This is a genomic window from Nocardioides mangrovi (assembly GCF_020073815.1).
GTDB classification, from domain to species: Bacteria; Actinomycetota; Actinomycetes; order Propionibacteriales; family Nocardioidaceae; genus Nocardioides; species Nocardioides mangrovi.
Map to the genome: position 1 here is coordinate 121,203 of NZ_JAIQZJ010000002.1, position 18,296 is coordinate 139,498.

Below are 18,296 nucleotides of genomic sequence, written 5' to 3' on the forward strand. Positions count from 1 at the left end.
CCATCAGGAGGCCGTCGACGTCGCCCCGTCCGTCGAGCCGCCGGTCGCCCGGCCGACCGCCTGGTGCACCATCGACTCGAGGTCGAGGCCGGTGGAGCTCTTGAGCATCGCGAGGGTCTGCACGACGTTGTCGTTGACCTGCCGCGGCAGCGCTCCGGCGCCCTCGGTCGAGATGACGGTGAGCTGGTCGATCCCGGCGATCGGCGCCGCGACCTCCTTCGCGATCTGCGGGAGCACCTCGACGAGCATCTGCAGCACGGCGGCGTCGTTGTAGTGCGCGAACGCCTCCGCCCGCTTGTCCATCGCCTCGGCCTCCGCCTGGCCGACGGCCAGGGTCGCGGCCGCCTGGGCCTCGCCCTCGGCCCGGGTCGCCTCGGCCTCCGCGGTACGCCGCGCCTTCTCGGCCTCACCGGTCAACCGGGCCTCCTGCGCCTTCGCCTCGGCGGCGGCGATGGTCGCGGCCTTGCGCGCGTCGGCCGCGGCGATCTCGGCGTTGCGCCGGCCCTCCGCCTCCTGCTCGACGCGGTAGCGCTCGGCGTCGGCGGGCTTGCGCACCTGGGTCTCCAGGTCGCGCTCGGTCAGGGCGGCCCGGCGTACGGCGACCTTCTCCTGCTCGGTGAGGATCGCCTGGTCGCGATCGGCCTGGGCGAGCGGCCCGGCCGCTGCCGCCTGAGCCGCCGCGGCGTCGGTCTCCGACTTGATCTCCGCCTGCTTGAGCGCGAGCGTGCGCTGGGAGACGGCGATCTCCTGCTCGGCGGCGATCTTGGCCTGCTCCGCGGCCTGCCGGGCGTTGGCCTCGGCGATCGCGGCAGCCTGCTGGATCCGCGCCGCCTCCGGCCGTCCGAGGTCGGCGAGGTAGGTGCCGTCGTCGGTGACGTCCTGGATCTGGAAGGTGTCGAGGATCAGGCCCTGTCCGGTCAGGGAGTTCTCCGACTCGTCGGCCACCCGCTGGGCGAAGGCCGCCCGGTCGCGGATGATCTGCTCGACCGTCAGGCCACCGACGATCGAGCGCAGCGCACCCGCGAGCACCTCCTGGGTGAAGGGCTCGACGTCCTGCTGCTGGCTGAGGAAGCGCTGCGCGGCGAGCCGGATCTGGTCGGCGTTGCCGCCCACCTTGACGATCGCGACACCCTCCACGTTGAGCTTGATGCCCTGGCCCGAGACCGCACCGCGGATCTGGACCGAGATGCGTCGCGACGACAGGTCCATCGTCGCGAGCTTCTGGACGAAGGGGATGACGAAGACGCCGCCGCCGAGCACGACCTTCTGGCCGGAGAGGTCGGTGCTGAGCTGTCCGGTCTCCGGGTTGAGGACGGCCTTGCCCTTGCGGCCGGTGACGATGAACGCCTGGTTGGGCCCGGCCACCTTGTAACGGCTGGTCACGAGCAGGACGAGGAGGACCAGGAGGACGACGAGTCCTCCGAGCGCGGTCAACAGAGCCATCGGGATCCTTCCGAACGAGGGTTCAGGGCAGTTGGTTCCACACGGGCGCGACCGTGACCGCGGTCGGCGACAGCACGCTGGTGACGTGGATCTCCGCCCCGGCCTCGAGCGGTACGTCGGAGCGTGCGTTGAGCCGGAGCGTGTGGCCTCCGACGTACACGGTGACGGTGCCGAACCCGTCGGCCGGGATCGCGCTGACGACCCGGCCCGCGTGGCCGACGGTGTCGTCGGTGCTGACCGACTCGTCGGTGCCGCCGGACCGGATGAGCCGCGTCAGCCAACCCGCGAACCAGGCGAAGAGACCACCCGCGACCAGGCCGACCGGCCACGCGACGACGGCGGGCGCCCCCGCCGCATCGGCGACCGCGCCGCCGAAGCCGGTCGCGGCGATGAACGCGCCGATCACCTCGGTGGAGAAGAGGTCGCTCGGCAGCCCGTCGGTGACGCCGTCGAGCACGTCGCCGAGCAGGAGGCTGATCGCGAGCAGCACGAGTCCGACCACGCCGATCACGAGGAAGACCGTCACGCGGTCGTACCTACCCCCGGCGATCCGAGGTGAATCCTGCCGTCGGCCCGATCAGGCGAGGAGACCGACGCGCTGCAGGCTGGTGACCGTGTCCGCGATCGTGTCGGCCGACGGTCGCGGGTCCCAGCCGAGGACCGCGCGGGCGCGGGACACGTCGAACTCGTTGACCGGGACCGGATCGCCGTCGACCTCGCGGGTCGGCGCCTGCGCCGCCAGCTCGCCGAAGCGCTCGCGCAGCGTGTCGGCCAGGCCGAGCCACGAGGTCGCCGGCGGCGAGGTCAGCAGGAACCGTCGGCCCGCGGCCTCCGGCACCTCGAGCGCCCGCACGTGCGCCTCGGCGACGTCGCGCACGTCGGCGATGCCGAAGGACTGCCGCGGCGCCTCCGCGAAGCGGCCGCCCAGCATCCCGATCACCAGCCCGGCCGAGCTCCCGACGTTCGCGCTCAGCAGGGGGCCGAAGATGCCGGTCGGGTTGAGCACCACCAGCTCGGGGGCGCCGTGCTCGGCGACGTCGTCCCAGGCGGCGCGCTCGGCGACGACCTTCGAGAGCGGGTAGGGCGCGAGCGTGTCGCCCGGCTCGGTCCAGTCGTCCTCGGTCCACGGGCGCCCGACCGATCGTCCGTAGCCGATCGCCGCGAACGACGACGTCAGCACGACCCGTCGTACGCCGCCGGCCCGGGCGGCCCGCAGCACCCGCAGCGTGCCCTCGCGAGCCGGGACCACGAGCTCGTCGGGGTCCTCGGGCTGCGCGAGCGGGATCGGGGAGGCGACGTGCAGGACGCCGTCGACCCCGTCGACCGCCGCGGCCCAGCCGGCGTCGTCCATCAGGTCGGCGGCGACGACCTCGACGTCCGCGCCGACCGTCGCGCGCACCTCGTCGGTGCGGGCGAGGTCGCGGACGGTCGCGCGCACGTCGTAGCCGGCGCGGAGGGCGGCCACGATCGTGTGCGAGCCGAGGTAGCCCGAGCCACCGGTCACCAGGATCCTGCTCATCGGATGTCCCTCCCCGCCTCGAGCTCGGCGACGACGGCGGCCTCGGCCTCGGCGTCCCCGGCCTCGCGCGCGGCCCACAGCCGCGCCTTGGTCTCGATGTAGTCGAGCCGCGCCTGCATCTGGTCGAGCTCGGCGCGCAGCCGTACGGCGTGCCGCTGGAGCAGCAGCCTCTGCTCGCGGGCGTCGCCGTCGGCGCGCTGGTCGCGGTAGCGGCGCAGGTCCTCGATGCCCATCCCGGTGGCGCGCAGGCAGGACAGCCAGGTGAGGTCGTCGACGACCTCGGCGCTGTACCAACGGTGCCCGCTGTCGTCCCGTGGCACGGGCGGGACCAGCCCGATCCGCTCGTAGTAGCGCAACGTCGCCTGGCTCAGCCCGGTCCGTTCGGACACCTCGTGGATCAGCACGTGCTCCAGTCTGCGGACCCTGAAGCGCTTCAGGTCAAGCCGTCGGGACCGGGCGGTATCAGCGACGCCGGACGCCGCTCCTCGACGAGAAGGGCACGATCGACCGTTCCGGGAGGTCACCATGTCGATCACCTCGCAGGACCACCCCCGCGCCTGCCGCCGGGTCTGGGCGCAGGACGTCAACGTCGCCGTCGACGTCATCGAGACCCGCCTCGACTCGATGGAGGCCTCGCCCGACGGCCTGACCCCCGCGCAGCAGGCCGTCGACGACGGCATCCGCCGTCGCCTGGCCGCCGCTCGCAGCGCCACCCTGCGGCAGGACCCGGTGCCGGGCGCGCTGAGCAACTGGTGGCGCGGCACGCTCGTCGACGCGGCGTACCAGAACCTCCACGCCGCCGAGGCGATGCTCGTCGGCCTCTACTCCCCCGACGAGGTCGAGGCGGAGATCCCCGAGGCCGTCGCACGCGTCGAGTGCGGCCTCGACCGCGACGACCCGCGGCGGATCGCGGCGCTGCGACTCCTGGAGGTCCGCGACCCGGACCCGGTACGCCGCGCGCGGCTCGCCAAGGCCGTCGAGGTCGGCTTCGGGGCGGCCGACGCGGAGTACGCCCGGCTGCGGAACTTCCGCAACACCGTCCTCGGGGGCGCCGTCACCATGTCCGCCCTGCTCGTCCTCTTCACCGTCTACGTGATGCGCAACCCCGGCGACGTGCCCTTCTGCTTCACCCCGGACGGCACCCGGGAGTTCTGCGCCTCCGGGCCGGGCCCGGCGTCGGCGCACGACGTCCTGACCGTGGTGCTGCTCGGCTCGCTCGGCGGCCTGCTCGCCGCGATCCTCGCGATCCGGAACATGCGCGGCACCGCCTCGCCGTACAACGTCCCCCAGGCGCTGGCGCTGCTCAAGCTCCCCCTCGGCGCGGTCAGTGCGATCGGCGCCCTGATCGCGATCCGCGGCGGCTTCATCCCCGGCTTCTCCGACCTGGACAGCCAGGAGCAGATCCTCGCCTACGCCTTCGGCTTCGGCCTCGCCCAGCAGCTCCTCACCGGCCTCGTCGACCGCCAGGCGCGCTCGATCCTGACCACCGCGCCGGGCAAGGCGTCCGGCGCCTCGCGCCCCGAGCGGTCAGCCGGCCGCCTCGGCGACGCCCGCCAGGAGCCGGTCGATGTCATCCCCGCTCGTGTAGGGGGCGAGTCCGGCGCGTAGCGCGCCCGCGTCGCCGAGGCCGAGCCAGCGGGACGCCTCGAGGGCGTAGAAGTTGCTGGCCGGTGCGTTCACGCCGAGCGTCGCCAGGTGCTCGTAGACCTCACGGTCCTCCCGACGGCCGACGGTGAAGAAGACCGTCGGCGTACGCCGCTCGGGGTCGCCGAAGAGCGTGACCCCGTCGATGCCGCGCAGCCCCTCGAGCAGGCGCTGGAGCAGCCGGTCCTCGTGCTCCTCGACCGCCGCCATCGACTCCAGCACGCGGGTCCGCCGGTCGTCGGCGTCGGACGCGATCCCCGCGATGTAGTCGATCGCCGCCGTCGTCCCGGCGAGCAGCTCGTAGGGCAGCGTGCCGAGCTCGAACCGCTCCGGCACCCGGTCGGTCGACGGCAGCAGCTTGTCGGGGTGCAGCCGCTCCAACAGCTCGGGGCGGGCGACCACGATCCCGTGGTGCGGGCCGAAGAACTTGTACGGCGAGCACGCGAAGAAGTCCGCCCCCAGCGCGGCCACGTCGACCGGCGCGTGCGGCGTCAGGTGCACCCCGTCGACGTAGAGCAGCGCCCCGACCTCGTGCACCGCCGCCGCGATCGCGGGGACGTCCGGCCGGGTGCCGAGCACGTTCGACGCGCCGGTCACCGCGACCACCTTCGTCCGCTCGCTCAGCTCGGCGCGGACGGCCTCGACGGGCAGCTCCGCGGTCTCCCGGTCGAACCCGACCCACCGCACCGTCGCCCCGGCCCGCTCCGCGGCCTGCACCCAGGTGCGCACGTTGGAGTCGTGGTCGAGCCGGGTCACCACGACCTCGTCCCCCGGCCCCCACTCCTTGCTCAGCGCCCGCGACACGTCGTACGTCGCCTGCGTCGCCGACCGCGTGAACACCACCCCGCCCGGGTCGCACCCGAGGAGGTCCGCCACGGCCTGCCGGGTCCCGACGACCAGCTCCTCCGACCGCCGCTCCGCGTCCGTCACCGTCCCGCGGTTCGACAGCCCGGCGGTCATCGCCGCCAGCATCGCCTCCGGCACCTGCCGCGGCGTCTGGCTCCCACCCGGCCCGTCGAAGTACGCAACGCCCCCGTCGAGAGCGGGGAAGTCCTTGCGGATGCGGTCGAGGTCGAGGCTCATGGCGACATCATGTCGCCCCTCGCAACCACCCGGCCTGATGGGCTAGGAAGGACAAATGATCTTCATCACCGCGACGTTCCGGGTCAAGGAAGCTCACGCCGATCGCTGGCCCGAGATCTCCCACGCCTTCACCGAGGCGACCCGCGCCGAGCCCGGCAACCTCTGGTTCGACTGGTCCCGCTCGGTCGACGACCCGCTCGAGTACGTCCTCGTCGAGGCCTTCCAGGACGACGCCGCCGAGGCCCACGTCACCTCCGACCACTTCAAGCAGGCCCAGGCCGACCTGCCGCAGTACCTCGAGGAGACCCCGCGGATCGTGAACTTCCAGGTCCCCGGCACCGACTGGTCCGAGCTCGGCGAGATGCGCGTCGACTAGCAGCCGAAGATGTGGCCGGCGCGGACGTTGATCTGATTGCCCGCGATCGACGCAACGTCATACGGATGGAGCCTTCTATAGCACCGTCCGTATGACGTCCCGAGCTCAGCCGGCGACGGCACCCGCAGACGCCGACCGCCCCGACACCGGGTGGTGTCGGGGCCGTCGTGCGGGCCTGGGTCAGCTGCAGCCGGAGGTGCTGCCGCAGCCCTCACAGACGTAGCAGGAGCCGGCGGGGCGCATCTTGGTGCCGCAGGTGAAGCACAGCGGGCTGTCGACGGCGGTGCCGGTGATCTGCTCGAGGAGCTCGGCGGAGGTGTGGGCTGTGGCGGGGGCGGGCGCGGCGGCCGCGATGCCCTCGACGGACGGCTTGTCCTCGGCCTCGACCTCGATCACCTCGTCGTCGTCGGCGAGGAGCTCGATGACCGGGGACTCCATCAGCTCGGCCGCGGTGTTGCCGGTCTCCGGGAGGGGCTCGTAGGAGCCGGTCTCCAGGTAGCGCTGGCGCTCCTCGGCGGAGTAGATGCCCAGGCCCTGACGGGTCTCGAAGTCGAGGTAGTCGAGGGCCAGGCGGCGGAAGACGTAGTCCATGACGGACTGGGCCATCCGGATGTCCGCGTCGTCGGTCAGACCGGCCGGCTCGAAGCGCTGGTTGGTGTACTTCGAGACGAAGGTCTCCAGCGGGACGCCGTACTGCAGGCCGATCGAGATCGAGATCGAGAAGGCGTCCATGACACCGGCCAGGGTCGAGCCCTGCTTGCCGAGCTTGAGGAAGATCTCGCCGAGCGAGCCGTCCTCGTGGGCACCCGAGGTCATGTAGCCCTCGGCGCCACCGACCGTGAAGGAGGTGGTGCGCGAGACGCGGGACTTCGGGAGGCGCTTGCGGGTCGGGGCGTAGACGATCTTCTCGATCACCTTCGGCTCGGCCTCGGTGACGACCGCGGCCGCCGCGTCGGCGGCGTCCTTCTTGGCCTTGCCGCCGCCGTCGGCGAGCGGCTGGCCCACCTTGCAGTTGTCGCGGTAGATCGCGGTGGCCTTGAGGCCGAGCTTCCACGACTGGAGGTAGACCTCCTCGATCTCCTCGACGGTCGCCGTCTCCGGCAGGTTGACCGTCTTCGAGATCGCGCCGGAGAGGAACGGCTGCGCCGCCGCCATCATCCGCACGTGGCCCATCGGCTTGAGCGAGCGGGCGCCCATGGCGGTGTCGAAGACCTCGTAGTGCTCGGTCTTCAGGCCCGGGGCGTCGATCACGTGGCCGTGCTCGGCGATGTAAGCGACGATCGCCTCGACCTGCTCGTCGACGTACCCGAGCTTGGTCAGCGCGCGCGGGATGGTCTGGTTGACGATCTGCATCGAGCCGCCGCCGACGAGCTTCTTGAACTTCACCAGCGAGAAGTCGGGCTCGATGCCGGTGGTGTCGCAGTCCATCATGAAGCCGATGGTGCCGGTCGGCGCGAGCACCGAGGCCTGCGCGTTGCGGAAGCCGTTGGACTCGCCGAGGGCGATCACGTCGGCCCACGCCTGGGTGGCCAGCTTGTGCACCTGGCTGTCGGCGATGTGCAGGGTGCGGACGGTGTCGTTGGCCGCCTGGTGCTTGCGCATGACCCGCTTGTGGGCCTCCGCGTTGCGGGCGTAGCCGGCGTAGGGGCCGACGATGCCGGCGAGCTCCGCCGAGCGCTTGTACGACGTGCCGGTCATCAGCGAGGTGATGGTCGCGGCCATCGAGCGACCACCGTCGGAGTCGTAGCCCAGGCCCATCGCCATCAGCAGCGCGCCGAGGTTGGCGTAGCCGATGCCGAGCTGGCGGTAGTCGACCGTGGTCTTGCCGATCGCCTCGGTCGGGAAGTCGGCGAAGCAGATCGAGATGTCCATCGCGGTGATGATGATCTCGACCGCCTGCGCGAACAGCTCGCCGTCGAAGGTGTCGTCGTCCTTGAGGAACTTGAGCAGGTTCAGCGAGGCGAGGTTGCACGAGGAGTTGTCGAGCGACATGTACTCCGAGCACGGGTTGGACGCGGTGATCCGGCCGGTCTCGGGGTTGGTGTGCCAGTCGTTGATCGTGTCGTCGTACTGGAGGCCCGGGTCGGCGCACTCCCACGCGGCCTGGCTGATCTTGCGGAAGAGGTCGCGGGCGTCGACGCGCTCGATGACCTCGCCGGTCTTGCGGGCCCGCAGGCCGAAGTCGGTCCCGTCCTCGACCGCACGCATGAACTCGTCGGTGACGCGGACCGAGTTGTTGGCGTTCTGGTACTGGACCGAGGTGATGTCGGCGCCGCCGAGGTCCATGTCGAAGCCGGCGTCGCGCAGGGCGCGGATCTTGTCCTCCTCGCGCGCCTTGGTCGCGACGAACTCCTCGATGTCGGGGTGGTCGACGTCGAGCACGACCATCTTCGCCGCGCGACGGGTGGCGCCACCGGACTTGATGGTGCCGGCGGAGGCGTCGGCGCCGCGCATGAAGGAGACCGGGCCGGAGGCGGTGCCGCCGGAGGAGAGGAGCTCCTTGGAGGAGCGGATCCGGGAGAGGTTCAGGCCGGCACCGGAGCCGCCCTTGAAGATGAAGCCCTCCTCCTTGTACCAGTTGAGGATCGAGTCCATCGAGTCGTCGACCGAGAGGATGAAGCAGGCCGAGACCTGCTGGGGCGACGGGGTGCCGACGTTGAACCAGACGGGGCTGTTGAAGGAGAAGTACTGGTGCGCGAGCAGCCAGGTCAGCTCGTGCTCGAAGACCTCGGCGTCGGCGTCGGTGGCGAAGTAGCCGAAGTCGCGACCGGCCTTGGTGTAGGTCTTCACCACGCGGTCGATGATGTGCTTGAGGCTCCACTCACGCTCGTCGGAGCCGACCGCACCGCGGAAGTACTTCGTCGTGACGATGGTCGAGGCGTTGACCGACCAGAAGTCGGGGTACTCGACACCGCGCTGCTCGAAGACCGTGACACCGGTCTTCCAGTTGGTCTGCACGACGTCGCGGCGCTCCCAGGTGATCTCGTCGTAGGGGTGCACCCCCTCCGTGCTGAAGACCCGCTGGATCTTCAGGCCGGCTCCCGCCTTGCTCCCGGCCTTGCCGCTCACCGTCTCGGTCATCCCTCTGCGTCCCGTCTCTCGAGGTTGTGTGCTGGTTTCGATCATTGCTGCGGCCACCGACAGTCGCGGTGGCGCGGAGTTCTTGGTGGGCCCGGCGCGCGCAGCTTCCCCACTACGCACGCCGGGCCGTCTGGGGTCAGCCCGTCGGAACGGGCTGCGTGACGACCGCGCGCTCCGCCCGGAGCGCGGCGATCTCGTCCTCGAAGTCGTCGGCGGACTCGAAGGCCCGGTAGACGCTCGCGAAGCGCAGGTAGGCGACCTCGTCGAGCGCGCGGAGCGGCTCGAGGATCGCCAGGCCGACCTCGTGGGCCGGGATCTCGGCGGCTCCGCCGAGGCGCAGCGCGTCCTCGACCGCCTGGCCCAGGCACGCCAGCTGGTCCTCGGTGACCGGGCGGCCCTTGCAGGCCTTCCGGACCCCCGCGATCGCCTTCTCGCGGGTGAAGGGCTCGGTGGCCCCGGACCGCTTGAGCACGGTCAGCTGCATCATCTCGACCGTAGTGAACCGGCGCTCGCACGCCGAGCAGGTGCGCCGGCGGCGGATCGAGCCGCCGTCGTCGGCCACCCGGGAGTCGAGGACCCGCGTGTCGGTGTTGCGGCAGTACGGACAGTGCATCGCGGGCCTCCTCCCCAGGACCTGTGGAAATCCCAGTGTCACGTTGTGTAGAACAAGCCCCAGCCTGTGGGGCTTCCGCGGCGGGTGATGTGGAGGACCACGACCACCAGATGTGGATAACTACATCGTTGTAACTACTAGATGTAGTGGAACCCTACGCCCGGTGACAGGGTGGTGCAAGTGGCGCGGCGAACTTCTCGCGACGCGGCGTCGCGGTTCGGCAAAGCCGCAGGTCAGGGCCCTAGAACGGCGACGGGACCGGCGCCCCGGGACGGCGTGTCGCGGGCGATAGTTCACCCACCGGGGTGGTTTAACGCTGGACCATCGACGGGGAGAAGTCCTGCGGGGGCAACGGGCCCCCACCACTCCTTCGGAAGGCTCCCTCCGTTGACTGCCACGAGCACTGTGTCCACGAGTTCCGCGTCGCCCTCCACCTCCGACCGCACGGCTGCGGTCGAGACCCGCACCGAGACCACCGCCCGGCTCTTCGCCGAGCGGTCCCAGGTCGATCCGGACGCCCCCGACGCCTACGTGCGCCGCGGCCGGATCGACGACGACCTGGTCCGGCTCAACATGCCGCTGGCCCGCGACCTCTCCCGGCGGTTCCGCGGGCGCGGCATCGCCGACGACGACCTCGAGCAGGTCGCGTACGTCGGCCTGGTCAAGGCCGTCCACGGCTTCGACCCGAGCCAGGGCAACCCCTTCGCGTCGTACGCCGTCCCGACGATCCGCGGCGAGATCCGCCGGCACTTCCGCGACCTCGGCTGGGCGGTGCGTCCGCCGCGGTCGATCCAGGAGACCCAGCAGAAGATCTCCGGCTGCGAGGCCGAGCTCTACCAGGAGCTGGGCCGCGCCCCGCGGCCCAGCGAGATCGCCGCCCACCTCGGGCTCGAGCTCGAGCAGGTCATCGACGCCCTCGGGGCCAGCGGCTGCTTCGCGCCGACCTCCCTCGACGCGCCGACGGGGAGCGAGGAGGGCGACGAGAGCGTCGGCATGCGGATCGGCGCGTCCGACCCCGGCTTCGACCTCGCCGAGGCGCGCGCCACCCTGGCGCCGCTGCTCGCCAAGCTCTCCCGCCGCGAGCAGCTCATCGTCGAGATGCGCTTCTTCCGCGGGTGCACCCAGGCCGAGATCGGCGCCGAGATCGGGGTCAGCCAGATGCAGGTCTCGCGGCTGCTCACCCGGCTGGTCGCGCGGATGCGCCAGGAGCTGGCCAGCACGGCGCCCGCCGCCTGACGGTCGGTCGCCGGGTCAGGACGCGGCGGTCTCGAGGTCGCCGAGCTCCATCACGAACCACGAGGTCGTGCCGGTGGCGTCGGCCTCCGAGCCCCAGCGGTCGGCGAGCGCGTCGACCAGCACCAGGCCGCGCCCGAAGACGCGGAGCGGGTCCTCGTCCTCGACGAGGTGGACGGTCGACTCGGCGTCGCCGGGTCGACTCGACCCGCCGAGGTCGCGCACCGCGACGGTGAGCTCGTCGCCCTCCAGGGTGACGGTCAGCTCGCTGCTGGTGCCGGCGTGGATGACGGCGTTGGTGACCAGCTCGGAGAGGCAGAGCTCGGCGCTGTCGGCGGGATCGCCGGAGACCGACCACTGCTCGAGCTGGTCGCGCAGGAAGTGGCGCGCGGCGCCCGCGGCGCGCGGGTCGCCGGCCAGGATCAGGGTGGCGCTGCGGCTGGCGCGACCGGTGATGCCGGGGACCTCGGCTGCGGCCTCGGCCGGTCCCCTGCCGGCCTGCGCGCGGACCCGGCGTACGGCGTCGGCGGTCGCGCGGCCGACGTCCTCGAGCCCGATCAGCTGGTCGGGACCGAACTCCTGCGGGCTGTCGTAGAAGACCACGAGGCCGCCCAGGGGGGACGGGGTGTCGGGCAGCGGCACGGCGGCGAGCGCCCGGCTTCCCTCGGCCGTCTGCTCGGCCAGGAGCTTGGTGTAGCGGTCGGCGAAGCTGCCGACGTCACCGACGACCGGCTCGCCGAAGCGCACCACGTCGGTCAGCGGGACGTCGTCGTAGGCGTCGATGTGGCACCAGGTGGCGGCCTCCACGTCGAGGGTGTCGGTCACCAGGAACCGGAGCCGGCGACCGCCGCCCTCGGTCAGCGCGATGCCGGCACGCCGGACGCTCGACTGCTCCATGAGGGAGCGCAGCAGCAGGCGCGCTACCGCATCGACGTCGGTCGCGTCGGTGAACGCGACGGGCACACTCCCGTCACCGGACCACCCCACGGCCGACAGCCTAGAACACGGCGGCACCTCGACCGTGGTGGCCACACGCCGTGGTCCGATCAGCAAGAATGGCGCCGTGACGGATGGGACGGGAGCGACGAGCGGCAAGCGCGCCGGGTCGCGCCGCGGCCCCCGCCGCAAGAAGCGCTTCTCGCCCGCGCTGCTCTTCCTCGCCCTGGCGATCACCGGCTGCGTCGTCGCGTGGGGCTACCTCGTGTACGCCGCGATCGACTTCGGGTCCACGGCCCGCGGGGGCGACACCACCGCGTGGTGGTTCCTCGCTCTCGCCTCGGTCGGCGCGGTGGCCTGCCTCTTCGTCGGGCTGATGCTGGTGGCCCGGGCGCTGCGCCGGCTCGGCATCACCAGCGCCCCGCCGCCGCGCGAGCGGCCCGACGACACGCCCGAGCCACCGCGCCCGATCGGCGGCCGGCACGCGGGCTGACGACTGCCGGCTACCGGTCGCGCAGCCGGCGGACGAACTTCAGGCCCGACCACGTGTCGTCCACCGCGGCCACCTTCACGTCGACCCAGCCCAGCTCGAGCCCGAGCTCGCGGACGTAGCCGTCGTCGAGGTCGCTGGCGATGCCGAGCGCCTTCTGGGCAGCCTTCTTCGGCCAGCACATCCAGACCATGCCGGCGGTGGCGGTGCGGTCGAGCAGCTGCGGGAGCCGGGCGGCGAGGCTCGCGCGGGTGGTGTGGAAGGTGAGGGTCACGTCGAGGTTGCGGCCCGGCCCGGGCAGACGGCGTACGACGCGGGCGCCGGCCTCGCCCAGCCCGAACCCGTCCGGAGCCCGGTCGAGGAGCACGACGTGCTCATCCTTGATCCCGAGCTTGGTGAGCAGCGGAGTGCCCGAGTAGCCGGCCATGGCCCGAGCGTAGAGACAGGTGCGAGGGGCGGGACCGCGCGCAGCCGCTCGGTCCCGCCCCTCGTCTTCCCCGGTGTGCGCCAGCCGGGGTCGAGTCGGCTGACGACGTGTGTGGGTGCCGCTACGGGGCGGGCACCAGGAGGCGCTGGCCGGCGACGACCATGCCGGAGTCGAGCGCGTTGAGGTCCTCGATCTCGGCGATCATGGCCCGCACGTCGCCGTCACCGGCGACCGTGGCGGCGATCCCCCAGAGGGTGTCGCCCGGGCCGACCTGCACCACGCGCGTCGGCGCGGGGGTGCCGGGGTGGTCGGTCGCCACCGAACCCGAGGCGAGCGCGAAGCCGACGAGGAGGACGACCGACAGCGCGAGCAGGACCACGACGACGCGTCCGCGGCGGGTGAGACGCACCGAGCTGCGCCCACCGCTGCGCCCACCGATGCGGGGGGCGGGGCGGGCGGCCGGCTTGCCGGTGAACATCTGGTCGATCGTCATGCTGCTCATGGGTGAACCTCCTGGGGAAGTGGCCGTCGCTCGGCCTCGGGTCCGGTGTGTCGGATCTGGTGTCGGGATCAGTTCTAGAGGCCGCCACCGACAGTCACCCCTGGGAAGTGGGGAACCTGTCTGGACCTCCGGATCGATCAGACGTTCGATCGAACACATGTACGAAGTTAGAGCACCTGTTCGAACGACGCAAGCACCTGGCGAACATTTGTTCGAGAGGATCGACGGACCGGCGCGGCCGACACGCCGTTCGAACAGATGTTTGAACCCGGGCGGCCCGGAGGACTACCGTCGGTCCATGGCCACCCAGAAGAAGGGGACTGCGCCCGGCTCACCCCGGGTCGCAGAGCTCCCCGACGGACCGCCCGACGCGACGGGTCTGACCCCGCGGCAGCAGCGCGTGCTCGCGCACATCAAGGACTCCATCGAGAAGCGCGGCTACCCGCCGAGCATGCGCGAGATCGGCGAGGCGGTCGGCCTGACGAGCTCCTCGAGCGTGGCCCACCAGCTCAAGACGCTGGAGGAGAAGGGCTTCCTCAAGCGCGACCCCAACCGGCCCCGGGCCCTCGAGGTCTTCCTGCCCGAGGTGATGGCCGCGCGTCGCGCCCTCTCGGCGGCCGAGGAGTCGGCGTACGACGAGACCGGCGTCGGCGACGCCGCCCCGCCGGCGCAGTACGTCCCGCTGCTCGGCCGGATCGCCGCCGGTGGGCCGATCCTCGCCGAGGAGCGCTTCGAGGACGTCTTCCCGCTCCCCCGCCAGCTGGTCGGCGACGGCGAGCTCTTCCTGCTCGAGGTCTCCGGCGACTCGATGGTCGACGCGGCCATCTGCCACGGCGACTACGTGGTCATCAAGCGGGAGCAGACCGCCCAGAACGGCGAGATCGTCGCGGCCATGATCGACGGCGAGGCGACCGTGAAGACGTTCCAGCGCAAGGACGGAAATGTGTGGCTGCTGCCACACAATGTTGCCTACGATCCTATTGACGGCACCCACGCCACCATCCTCGGGAAGGTGACGGCGGTGCTGCGCCGGGTCTAGTCGGGTCGGCGGCCGAGGCTGTCGGGGGAACACCTGAGCGGACCCTGGGGTTGATTCCGGGTAGTGCCCGGATGGCACGGGGAGGTCGCATGGAGAACGTTGGGGCTGTGACGACAGCACCTGCGCTTCGCCCGAAGGGGGACCGGACGACGCCCCGCTGGGTCCGGGCGATCTTCGAGCTGCTCCTGATCCTCGGGCTCTGGGTGCTCTACAGCCTCGCCCGACTGCTCGCGGACACCTCGATGAAGCCCGCGCTGTCCCGCGCCAACGACCTCCTCCACATCGAGAACCTCCTCGGCATCAGCTGGGAGTCGCCGCTCAACCAGCTCTTCACCGACCACAAGGTGCTCGGGCTCGCGGGCAGCTACTGGTACGCCTCGCTGCACTACGTCGTCACCGGCGCCGTCCTGATCTGGCTCTGGCGCCTGGGCGCCGACCGCTACGGCCCGGCCCGGCGCGCGCTCGTCATCGGCACTCTCTTCGGCCTGCTCGCCTACATCACGCTGCCGACCGCGCCGCCGCGCTACCTCACCGGGTACGTCGACGTCCTCAGCCTGCACGCCGCCGACGGCTGGTGGGGCGGCGACGCCTCCGCGCCGCGCGGCCTCGGTGGGCTGACCAACGAGCTCGCGGCGTTCCCCTCCCTGCACGCCGGCTGGTCCCTGTGGGTGGCCCTCGCGCTCCAGGTCTACGCCACCCGCTACTGGGTGCGCGTCCTCGGCTGGCTCTACGCCCTCGGCACCGCCGTGGTCATCGTCGGCACCGGCAACCACTGGGTGATCGACGCGCTCGTCGGCTGGATCGTGATCCTCGTGGCGTGGGTGCTGGCCGCCGCGATCGGTCGGATCCCGATCCAGCGGTTGTGGCAGAGGCCCGCCGTTGAGCGAACTCCGGATGAACTCTCGCCCGTGGCGCCCGCGTCACGTGAGGAGCCGCCGGTCGTTGGGTAGGCCGTGCCCATGTCCACGCCGCCACCCCTGCCCGTCCACCGCCGGACCGTGCTCGCGTCCGGTGCTGCCGGCGCCGCCGGCGTCGCGCTGACCGCAGGCGGACCCGCCGTTGCCGTCGCCGCGACCGCAGCCCGCGCCCACCCCTTCCGGCACGGCGTCGCCTCGGGCGACCCACTCCCCCATGCCGTCGTGATCTGGACGCGGGTCACCCCGACCCCGGCGAGCACGCCCGGGTCGGGCAAGGGCCCGCAGGTCGAGGTGCGGTGGGAGGTGGCCCGGGACGCCCGCTTCCGCCGGATCGTGCGCAGCGGCCGCTTCGCGACCAGCGCGGCCCGCGACCACACGGTCAAGGTCGACGTCACCGGCCTCGCGCCGGCCACCGACTACCACTACCGCTTCCACCTCGGCGACGCGACGAGCCGGGTCGGCCGCACCCGTACGGCGCCCGCGGCCGACGCCTCACCCGAGCGCCTGCGCTTCGGCGTCGTGTCCTGCGCCAACTGGCAGGCGGGCTGGTTCGCGGCGTACCGCGGCCTGGCGGCGCGCGACGACCTGGACGCCGTCGTCCACCTGGGCGACTACATCTACGAGTACGGCCCGGGCCAGTACGGCTACGGCCCCGACGACGAGGACATCCGGACCCACGTGCCGGCGCACGAGATCCTCTCGCTCACCGACTACCGGCAGCGGCACGCGCAGTACAAGCGGGACCCCGACCTCCAGGACCTGCACGCGCGCTACCCGTGGATCGTGACCTGGGACGACCACGAGGTCGCCAACGACGCCTACAAGGACGGCGCGGAGAACCACAACACCGACCTCGGCGAGGGCGACTTCCACCGGCGCCGCGCTCGCGCGCACCGGGCGTACGACGAGTGGATGCCGGCCCGCCTGGACGGCACCGCCCGGCTCGGCGACGGCGACCGGCTCTACCGGCGGCTGCGCTTCGGGCAGCTGGCCGAGATCAGCATGCTCGACCTGCGCACCTACCGCGACGCCCAGCTGACGGTGCCCGACGGCGACGTCAGCGACCCCGACCGCACCATCACCGGCCGCGCCCAGATGGACTGGCTGAAAGCCTCGCTCGCCAACAAGCGGGCGCAGTGGAAGGTGGTCGGCAACCCGGTCATGATCGCGCCGGTCGACTTCGCCGCCCTGCCGCACGACCTGGTCGACCCGATCAACGACGTCACCGGGCTGCTGCCGCGCGACGGCGTGGCCTACAACGTCGACCAGTGGGACGGCTACACCGACGACCGGCGCGAGATCTTCCAGCACATCCGCGACCACCAGGTCACCGACGCGCTCTTCATCACCGGCGACATCCACTCGGGCTGGGCGGCCGAGCTGCCCTACGACGCTGCGACGCTCTCCGATCCCTTGGCGATCGGGGACACCGCCGGCGTGGAGTTCGTCTGTGCCTCGGTCACCTCGAGCAACCTCAAGGACATCACCGGCACCCCGCCGCGCACCACGAGCGTCGCCGTCGAGGAGCTGATCAAGGCCAACAACCGGCACATCCGGTACCTCGACTTCGACAGCCACGGCTTCTCCGTGCTCGACCTGACCGCCGAGCGCGCGCAGATGGACTGGTACGTCATCGGCGACCGCGCCGACCGCGACACCCCCATCACCTGGTCGGTGTCCTACGCCACCGCGACCGGCACCGGCCGCATCGAGCAGGTCGAGGAGCCGGTGTGACGACCACCCGACGGACGTTCCTGCGCGCCGGAGCCGCCGGCCTCGTCTTCTCCACGGCCGCCGGCTTCTCGCCGTCGTACGCGGCGACCACGACCCGCAAGCGCGCCTACGTCGTCGTCATCGACGGCTGCCGGCCCGACGAGCTCGACAGCGGCCTGACGCCCACGCTGGCCGGGCTCCGCGACGCCGGGCTGCGCTTCCCGCGCGCGCAGTCGATGCCGGTGATGGAGACGATCCCCAACCACGTGATGATGATGACCGGCGTCCGGCCGGACCGCTCCGGCGTGCCGGCCAACTCGATCTACGACCGCGAGATGGCCGCGGTCCGCGACATGGACCAGCCGACCGACATCACGGTGACGACGCTCATCGAGCGGCTCAACCGGCACGGTCTGACGACCGGCACGGTGCTCAGCAAGGAGTACCTCTACGGCGTCTTCGGCGAGCGCGCCACCCACCGCTGGGAGCCGCAGCCGACGCTGCCGATCACCGAGCACGCGCCCGACGTCTTCACGATCGAGGCGGCGATCACGATGCACCAGGAGCTCGACCCCCACCTGATGTTCGTCAACCTCGGCGACATCGACCGCTTCGGGCACGCCGACCTCACGGGCACCACGCTCAGGCTCGCGCGGCGTGCGGCGCTCGCCGACACCGACGCCCAGGTCGGCCGGTTCGTCGACGCCCTCCAGGAGTCGGGGGCCTGGGACCACGCGGTGATGATCGTGCTCGCCGACCACTCGATGGACTGGTCGACCCCGGGCAAGGTGATCAGCCTCTCGGGGCCGCTCGCCGAGGACGACCTGCTGGCCGACCGGGTGCAGATCGCCGACAACGGCGGCGCCGACCTCCTCTACTGGACCGGCCCGGACAACCAGCGCGAGCAGGCGGTACGCCGGATGCGGGCGATCACGACGGAGCAGGAGGGTGTGCTGGCGGCGTACGACCGGACCGCGCCGTGGCTGCGGCTCGGCCCCGAGGCCGGCGACGTCGTGGTCTTCTGCGAGGCCGGCTGGCGCTTCAGCGACCCGGACCCCGTGACCTCCAACCCGATCCCCGGCAACCACGGGCACCCGGCCACCCGCTCGATCCCGTTCTTCGTCGCCGGCGGCCACCGGGCCGTCCCGCGGAGGACGGCCTCGACCCGGATGGCCCACACCGTCGACGTCACCCCCACCCTCGCGCGCTTCTTCGGCGTCGGCGCCCCGAAGGGTGGCTACGACGGTCGCGCGCTGCTCTGAGTCGGCCCGGCGGGTTGG

The 18,296-nt window shown here is 71.9% G+C and carries 18 protein-coding genes; 8 read left to right on the forward strand and 10 right to left on the reverse strand.

Annotation, left to right across the window (positions count from 1 at the left end; all coding sequences use genetic code 11):
* Positions 1–3: 3 nt before the first annotated feature.
* Genes K8U61_RS05880 through K8U61_RS05895 form a run of 4 tightly spaced genes read right to left on the reverse strand, consistent with a single transcriptional unit; the run spans position 4 to position 3,366 of the window.
* Positions 4–1,443 (reverse strand): flotillin family protein, encoded by a 1,440-nt coding sequence (locus K8U61_RS05880; RefSeq protein WP_224122059.1) that lies wholly within the window; start codon positions 1,441–1,443, stop codon positions 4–6.
* A gap of 22 nt (positions 1,444–1,465) precedes the next feature.
* On the reverse strand, positions 1,466–1,969 hold the full coding sequence (locus K8U61_RS05885) for an NfeD C-terminal domain-containing protein (protein WP_224122060.1): 504 nt from the start codon (positions 1,967–1,969) through the stop codon (positions 1,466–1,468).
* Between the two features lie 51 nt (positions 1,970–2,020).
* Complete coding sequence (locus tag K8U61_RS05890; RefSeq protein WP_224122061.1) at positions 2,021–2,962, reverse strand: NAD-dependent epimerase/dehydratase family protein; 942 nt, start codon at positions 2,960–2,962, stop codon at positions 2,021–2,023.
* Positions 2,959–3,366, reverse strand: a complete 408-nt coding sequence (locus K8U61_RS05895) for a MerR family transcriptional regulator (RefSeq protein ID WP_224122062.1) — start codon at positions 3,364–3,366, stop codon at positions 2,959–2,961. Before K8U61_RS05895 ends, K8U61_RS05890 begins: the two co-directional genes overlap by 4 nt.
* Before the next feature lie 121 nt (positions 3,367–3,487).
* Here K8U61_RS05895 and K8U61_RS05900 point away from each other — a divergent pair, with 121 nt between their 5' ends.
* On the forward strand, positions 3,488–4,570 hold the full coding sequence (locus K8U61_RS05900; RefSeq protein ID WP_224122063.1) for a hypothetical protein: 1,083 nt from the start codon (positions 3,488–3,490) through the stop codon (positions 4,568–4,570).
* Here the strand turns inward: K8U61_RS05900 and K8U61_RS05905 are convergent.
* Positions 4,490–5,689, reverse strand: a complete 1,200-nt coding sequence (locus K8U61_RS05905; RefSeq protein ID WP_224122064.1) for a cysteine desulfurase-like protein — start codon at positions 5,687–5,689, stop codon at positions 4,490–4,492. The genes K8U61_RS05900 and K8U61_RS05905 overlap by 81 nt on opposite strands.
* Before the next feature lie 55 nt (positions 5,690–5,744).
* Between K8U61_RS05905 and K8U61_RS05910 the strand changes: the two genes are divergently transcribed.
* Positions 5,745–6,065, forward strand: a complete 321-nt coding sequence (locus tag K8U61_RS05910) for a putative quinol monooxygenase (protein WP_224122065.1) — start codon at positions 5,745–5,747, stop codon at positions 6,063–6,065.
* Between the two features lie 180 nt (positions 6,066–6,245).
* On the opposite strand, the gene K8U61_RS05915 is transcribed toward K8U61_RS05910, so the two are convergent.
* The gene (locus K8U61_RS05915; protein WP_224122066.1) at positions 6,246–9,146 is read right to left on the reverse strand and encodes a vitamin B12-dependent ribonucleotide reductase; all 2,901 of its coding nucleotides are present in this window, start codon (positions 9,144–9,146) and stop codon (positions 6,246–6,248) included.
* A 136-nt stretch (positions 9,147–9,282) separates the two neighbouring features.
* Positions 9,283–9,759: a transcriptional regulator NrdR gene (nrdR, locus tag K8U61_RS05920; protein ID WP_224122067.1), complete on the reverse strand. Its 477-nt coding sequence runs from the start codon at positions 9,757–9,759 to the stop codon at positions 9,283–9,285.
* A 405-nt stretch (positions 9,760–10,164) separates the two neighbouring features.
* Here nrdR and K8U61_RS05925 point away from each other — a divergent pair, with 405 nt between their 5' ends.
* On the forward strand, positions 10,165–10,995 hold the full coding sequence (locus tag K8U61_RS05925; RefSeq protein ID WP_224122068.1) for a SigB/SigF/SigG family RNA polymerase sigma factor: 831 nt from the start codon (positions 10,165–10,167) through the stop codon (positions 10,993–10,995).
* Between the two features lie 15 nt (positions 10,996–11,010).
* Here the strand turns inward: K8U61_RS05925 and K8U61_RS05930 are convergent, their stop codons facing one another.
* The gene (locus K8U61_RS05930) at positions 11,011–11,979 is read right to left on the reverse strand and encodes an ATP-binding protein (RefSeq protein WP_224122069.1); all 969 of its coding nucleotides are present in this window, start codon (positions 11,977–11,979) and stop codon (positions 11,011–11,013) included.
* Positions 11,980–12,055: 76 nt separating this feature from the next.
* Between K8U61_RS05930 and K8U61_RS05935 the strand changes: the two genes are divergently transcribed.
* On the forward strand, positions 12,056–12,421 hold the full coding sequence (locus tag K8U61_RS05935) for a hypothetical protein (RefSeq protein WP_224122070.1): 366 nt from the start codon (positions 12,056–12,058) through the stop codon (positions 12,419–12,421).
* A 10-nt stretch (positions 12,422–12,431) separates the two neighbouring features.
* On the opposite strand, the gene K8U61_RS05940 is transcribed toward K8U61_RS05935, so the two are convergent.
* Both K8U61_RS05940 and K8U61_RS05945 read right to left on the reverse strand, forming a co-directional pair.
* Entirely contained in the window at positions 12,432–12,845 is a 414-nt protein-coding gene (locus K8U61_RS05940; RefSeq protein WP_224122071.1) for a DUF3052 domain-containing protein, read from the reverse strand.
* A 121-nt stretch (positions 12,846–12,966) separates the two neighbouring features.
* On the reverse strand, positions 12,967–13,347 hold the full coding sequence (locus K8U61_RS05945) for a LysM peptidoglycan-binding domain-containing protein (protein ID WP_224122072.1): 381 nt from the start codon (positions 13,345–13,347) through the stop codon (positions 12,967–12,969).
* A 298-nt stretch (positions 13,348–13,645) separates the two neighbouring features.
* On the opposite strand from K8U61_RS05945, the gene lexA reads away from it, so the two are divergent.
* The 4 genes from lexA to K8U61_RS05965 all read left to right on the forward strand — a co-directional run bounded on the left by lexA (position 13,646) and on the right by K8U61_RS05965 (position 18,278).
* Complete coding sequence (gene lexA, locus K8U61_RS05950) at positions 13,646–14,386, forward strand: transcriptional repressor LexA (protein ID WP_224122073.1); 741 nt, start codon at positions 13,646–13,648, stop codon at positions 14,384–14,386.
* A gap of 107 nt (positions 14,387–14,493) precedes the next feature.
* Positions 14,494–15,336, forward strand: a complete 843-nt coding sequence (locus K8U61_RS05955; RefSeq protein WP_224122074.1) for a phosphatase PAP2 family protein — start codon at positions 14,494–14,496, stop codon at positions 15,334–15,336.
* A 9-nt stretch (positions 15,337–15,345) separates the two neighbouring features.
* Positions 15,346–17,037, forward strand: a complete 1,692-nt coding sequence (locus K8U61_RS05960) for an alkaline phosphatase D family protein (RefSeq protein WP_224122075.1) — start codon at positions 15,346–15,348, stop codon at positions 17,035–17,037.
* Positions 17,034–18,278: an alkaline phosphatase family protein gene (locus tag K8U61_RS05965; protein WP_224122076.1), complete on the forward strand. Its 1,245-nt coding sequence runs from the start codon at positions 17,034–17,036 to the stop codon at positions 18,276–18,278. Before K8U61_RS05960 ends, K8U61_RS05965 begins: the two co-directional genes overlap by 4 nt.
* The last annotated feature ends 18 nt before the right edge of the window (positions 18,279–18,296 follow it).

Coding starts and splice junctions, on each gene's coding strand:
- K8U61_RS05880 (WP_224122059.1), bottom strand. CDS start 1,443: ATGGCTCTGTTGACCGCGCTCGGAGGACTCGTCGTCCTCCTGGTCCTC.
- K8U61_RS05890 (WP_224122061.1), bottom strand. CDS start 2,962: ATGAGCAGGATCCTGGTGACCGGTGGCTCGGGCTACCTCGGCTCGCAC.
- K8U61_RS05900 (WP_224122063.1), top strand. CDS start 3,488: ATGTCGATCACCTCGCAGGACCACCCCCGCGCCTGCCGCCGGGTCTGG.
- K8U61_RS05905 (WP_224122064.1), bottom strand. CDS start 5,689: ATGAGCCTCGACCTCGACCGCATCCGCAAGGACTTCCCCGCTCTCGAC.
- K8U61_RS05910 (WP_224122065.1), top strand. CDS start 5,745: ATGATCTTCATCACCGCGACGTTCCGGGTCAAGGAAGCTCACGCCGAT.
- K8U61_RS05915 (WP_224122066.1), bottom strand. CDS start 9,146: ATGACCGAGACGGTGAGCGGCAAGGCCGGGAGCAAGGCGGGAGCCGGC.
- nrdR (WP_224122067.1), bottom strand. CDS start 9,759: ATGCACTGTCCGTACTGCCGCAACACCGACACGCGGGTCCTCGACTCC.
- K8U61_RS05940 (WP_224122071.1), bottom strand. CDS start 12,845: ATGGCCGGCTACTCGGGCACTCCGCTGCTCACCAAGCTCGGGATCAAG.
- K8U61_RS05945 (WP_224122072.1), bottom strand. CDS start 13,347: ATGAGCAGCATGACGATCGACCAGATGTTCACCGGCAAGCCGGCCGCC.
- lexA (WP_224122073.1), top strand. CDS start 13,646: ATGGCCACCCAGAAGAAGGGGACTGCGCCCGGCTCACCCCGGGTCGCA.
- K8U61_RS05960 (WP_224122075.1), top strand. CDS start 15,346: ATGTCCACGCCGCCACCCCTGCCCGTCCACCGCCGGACCGTGCTCGCG.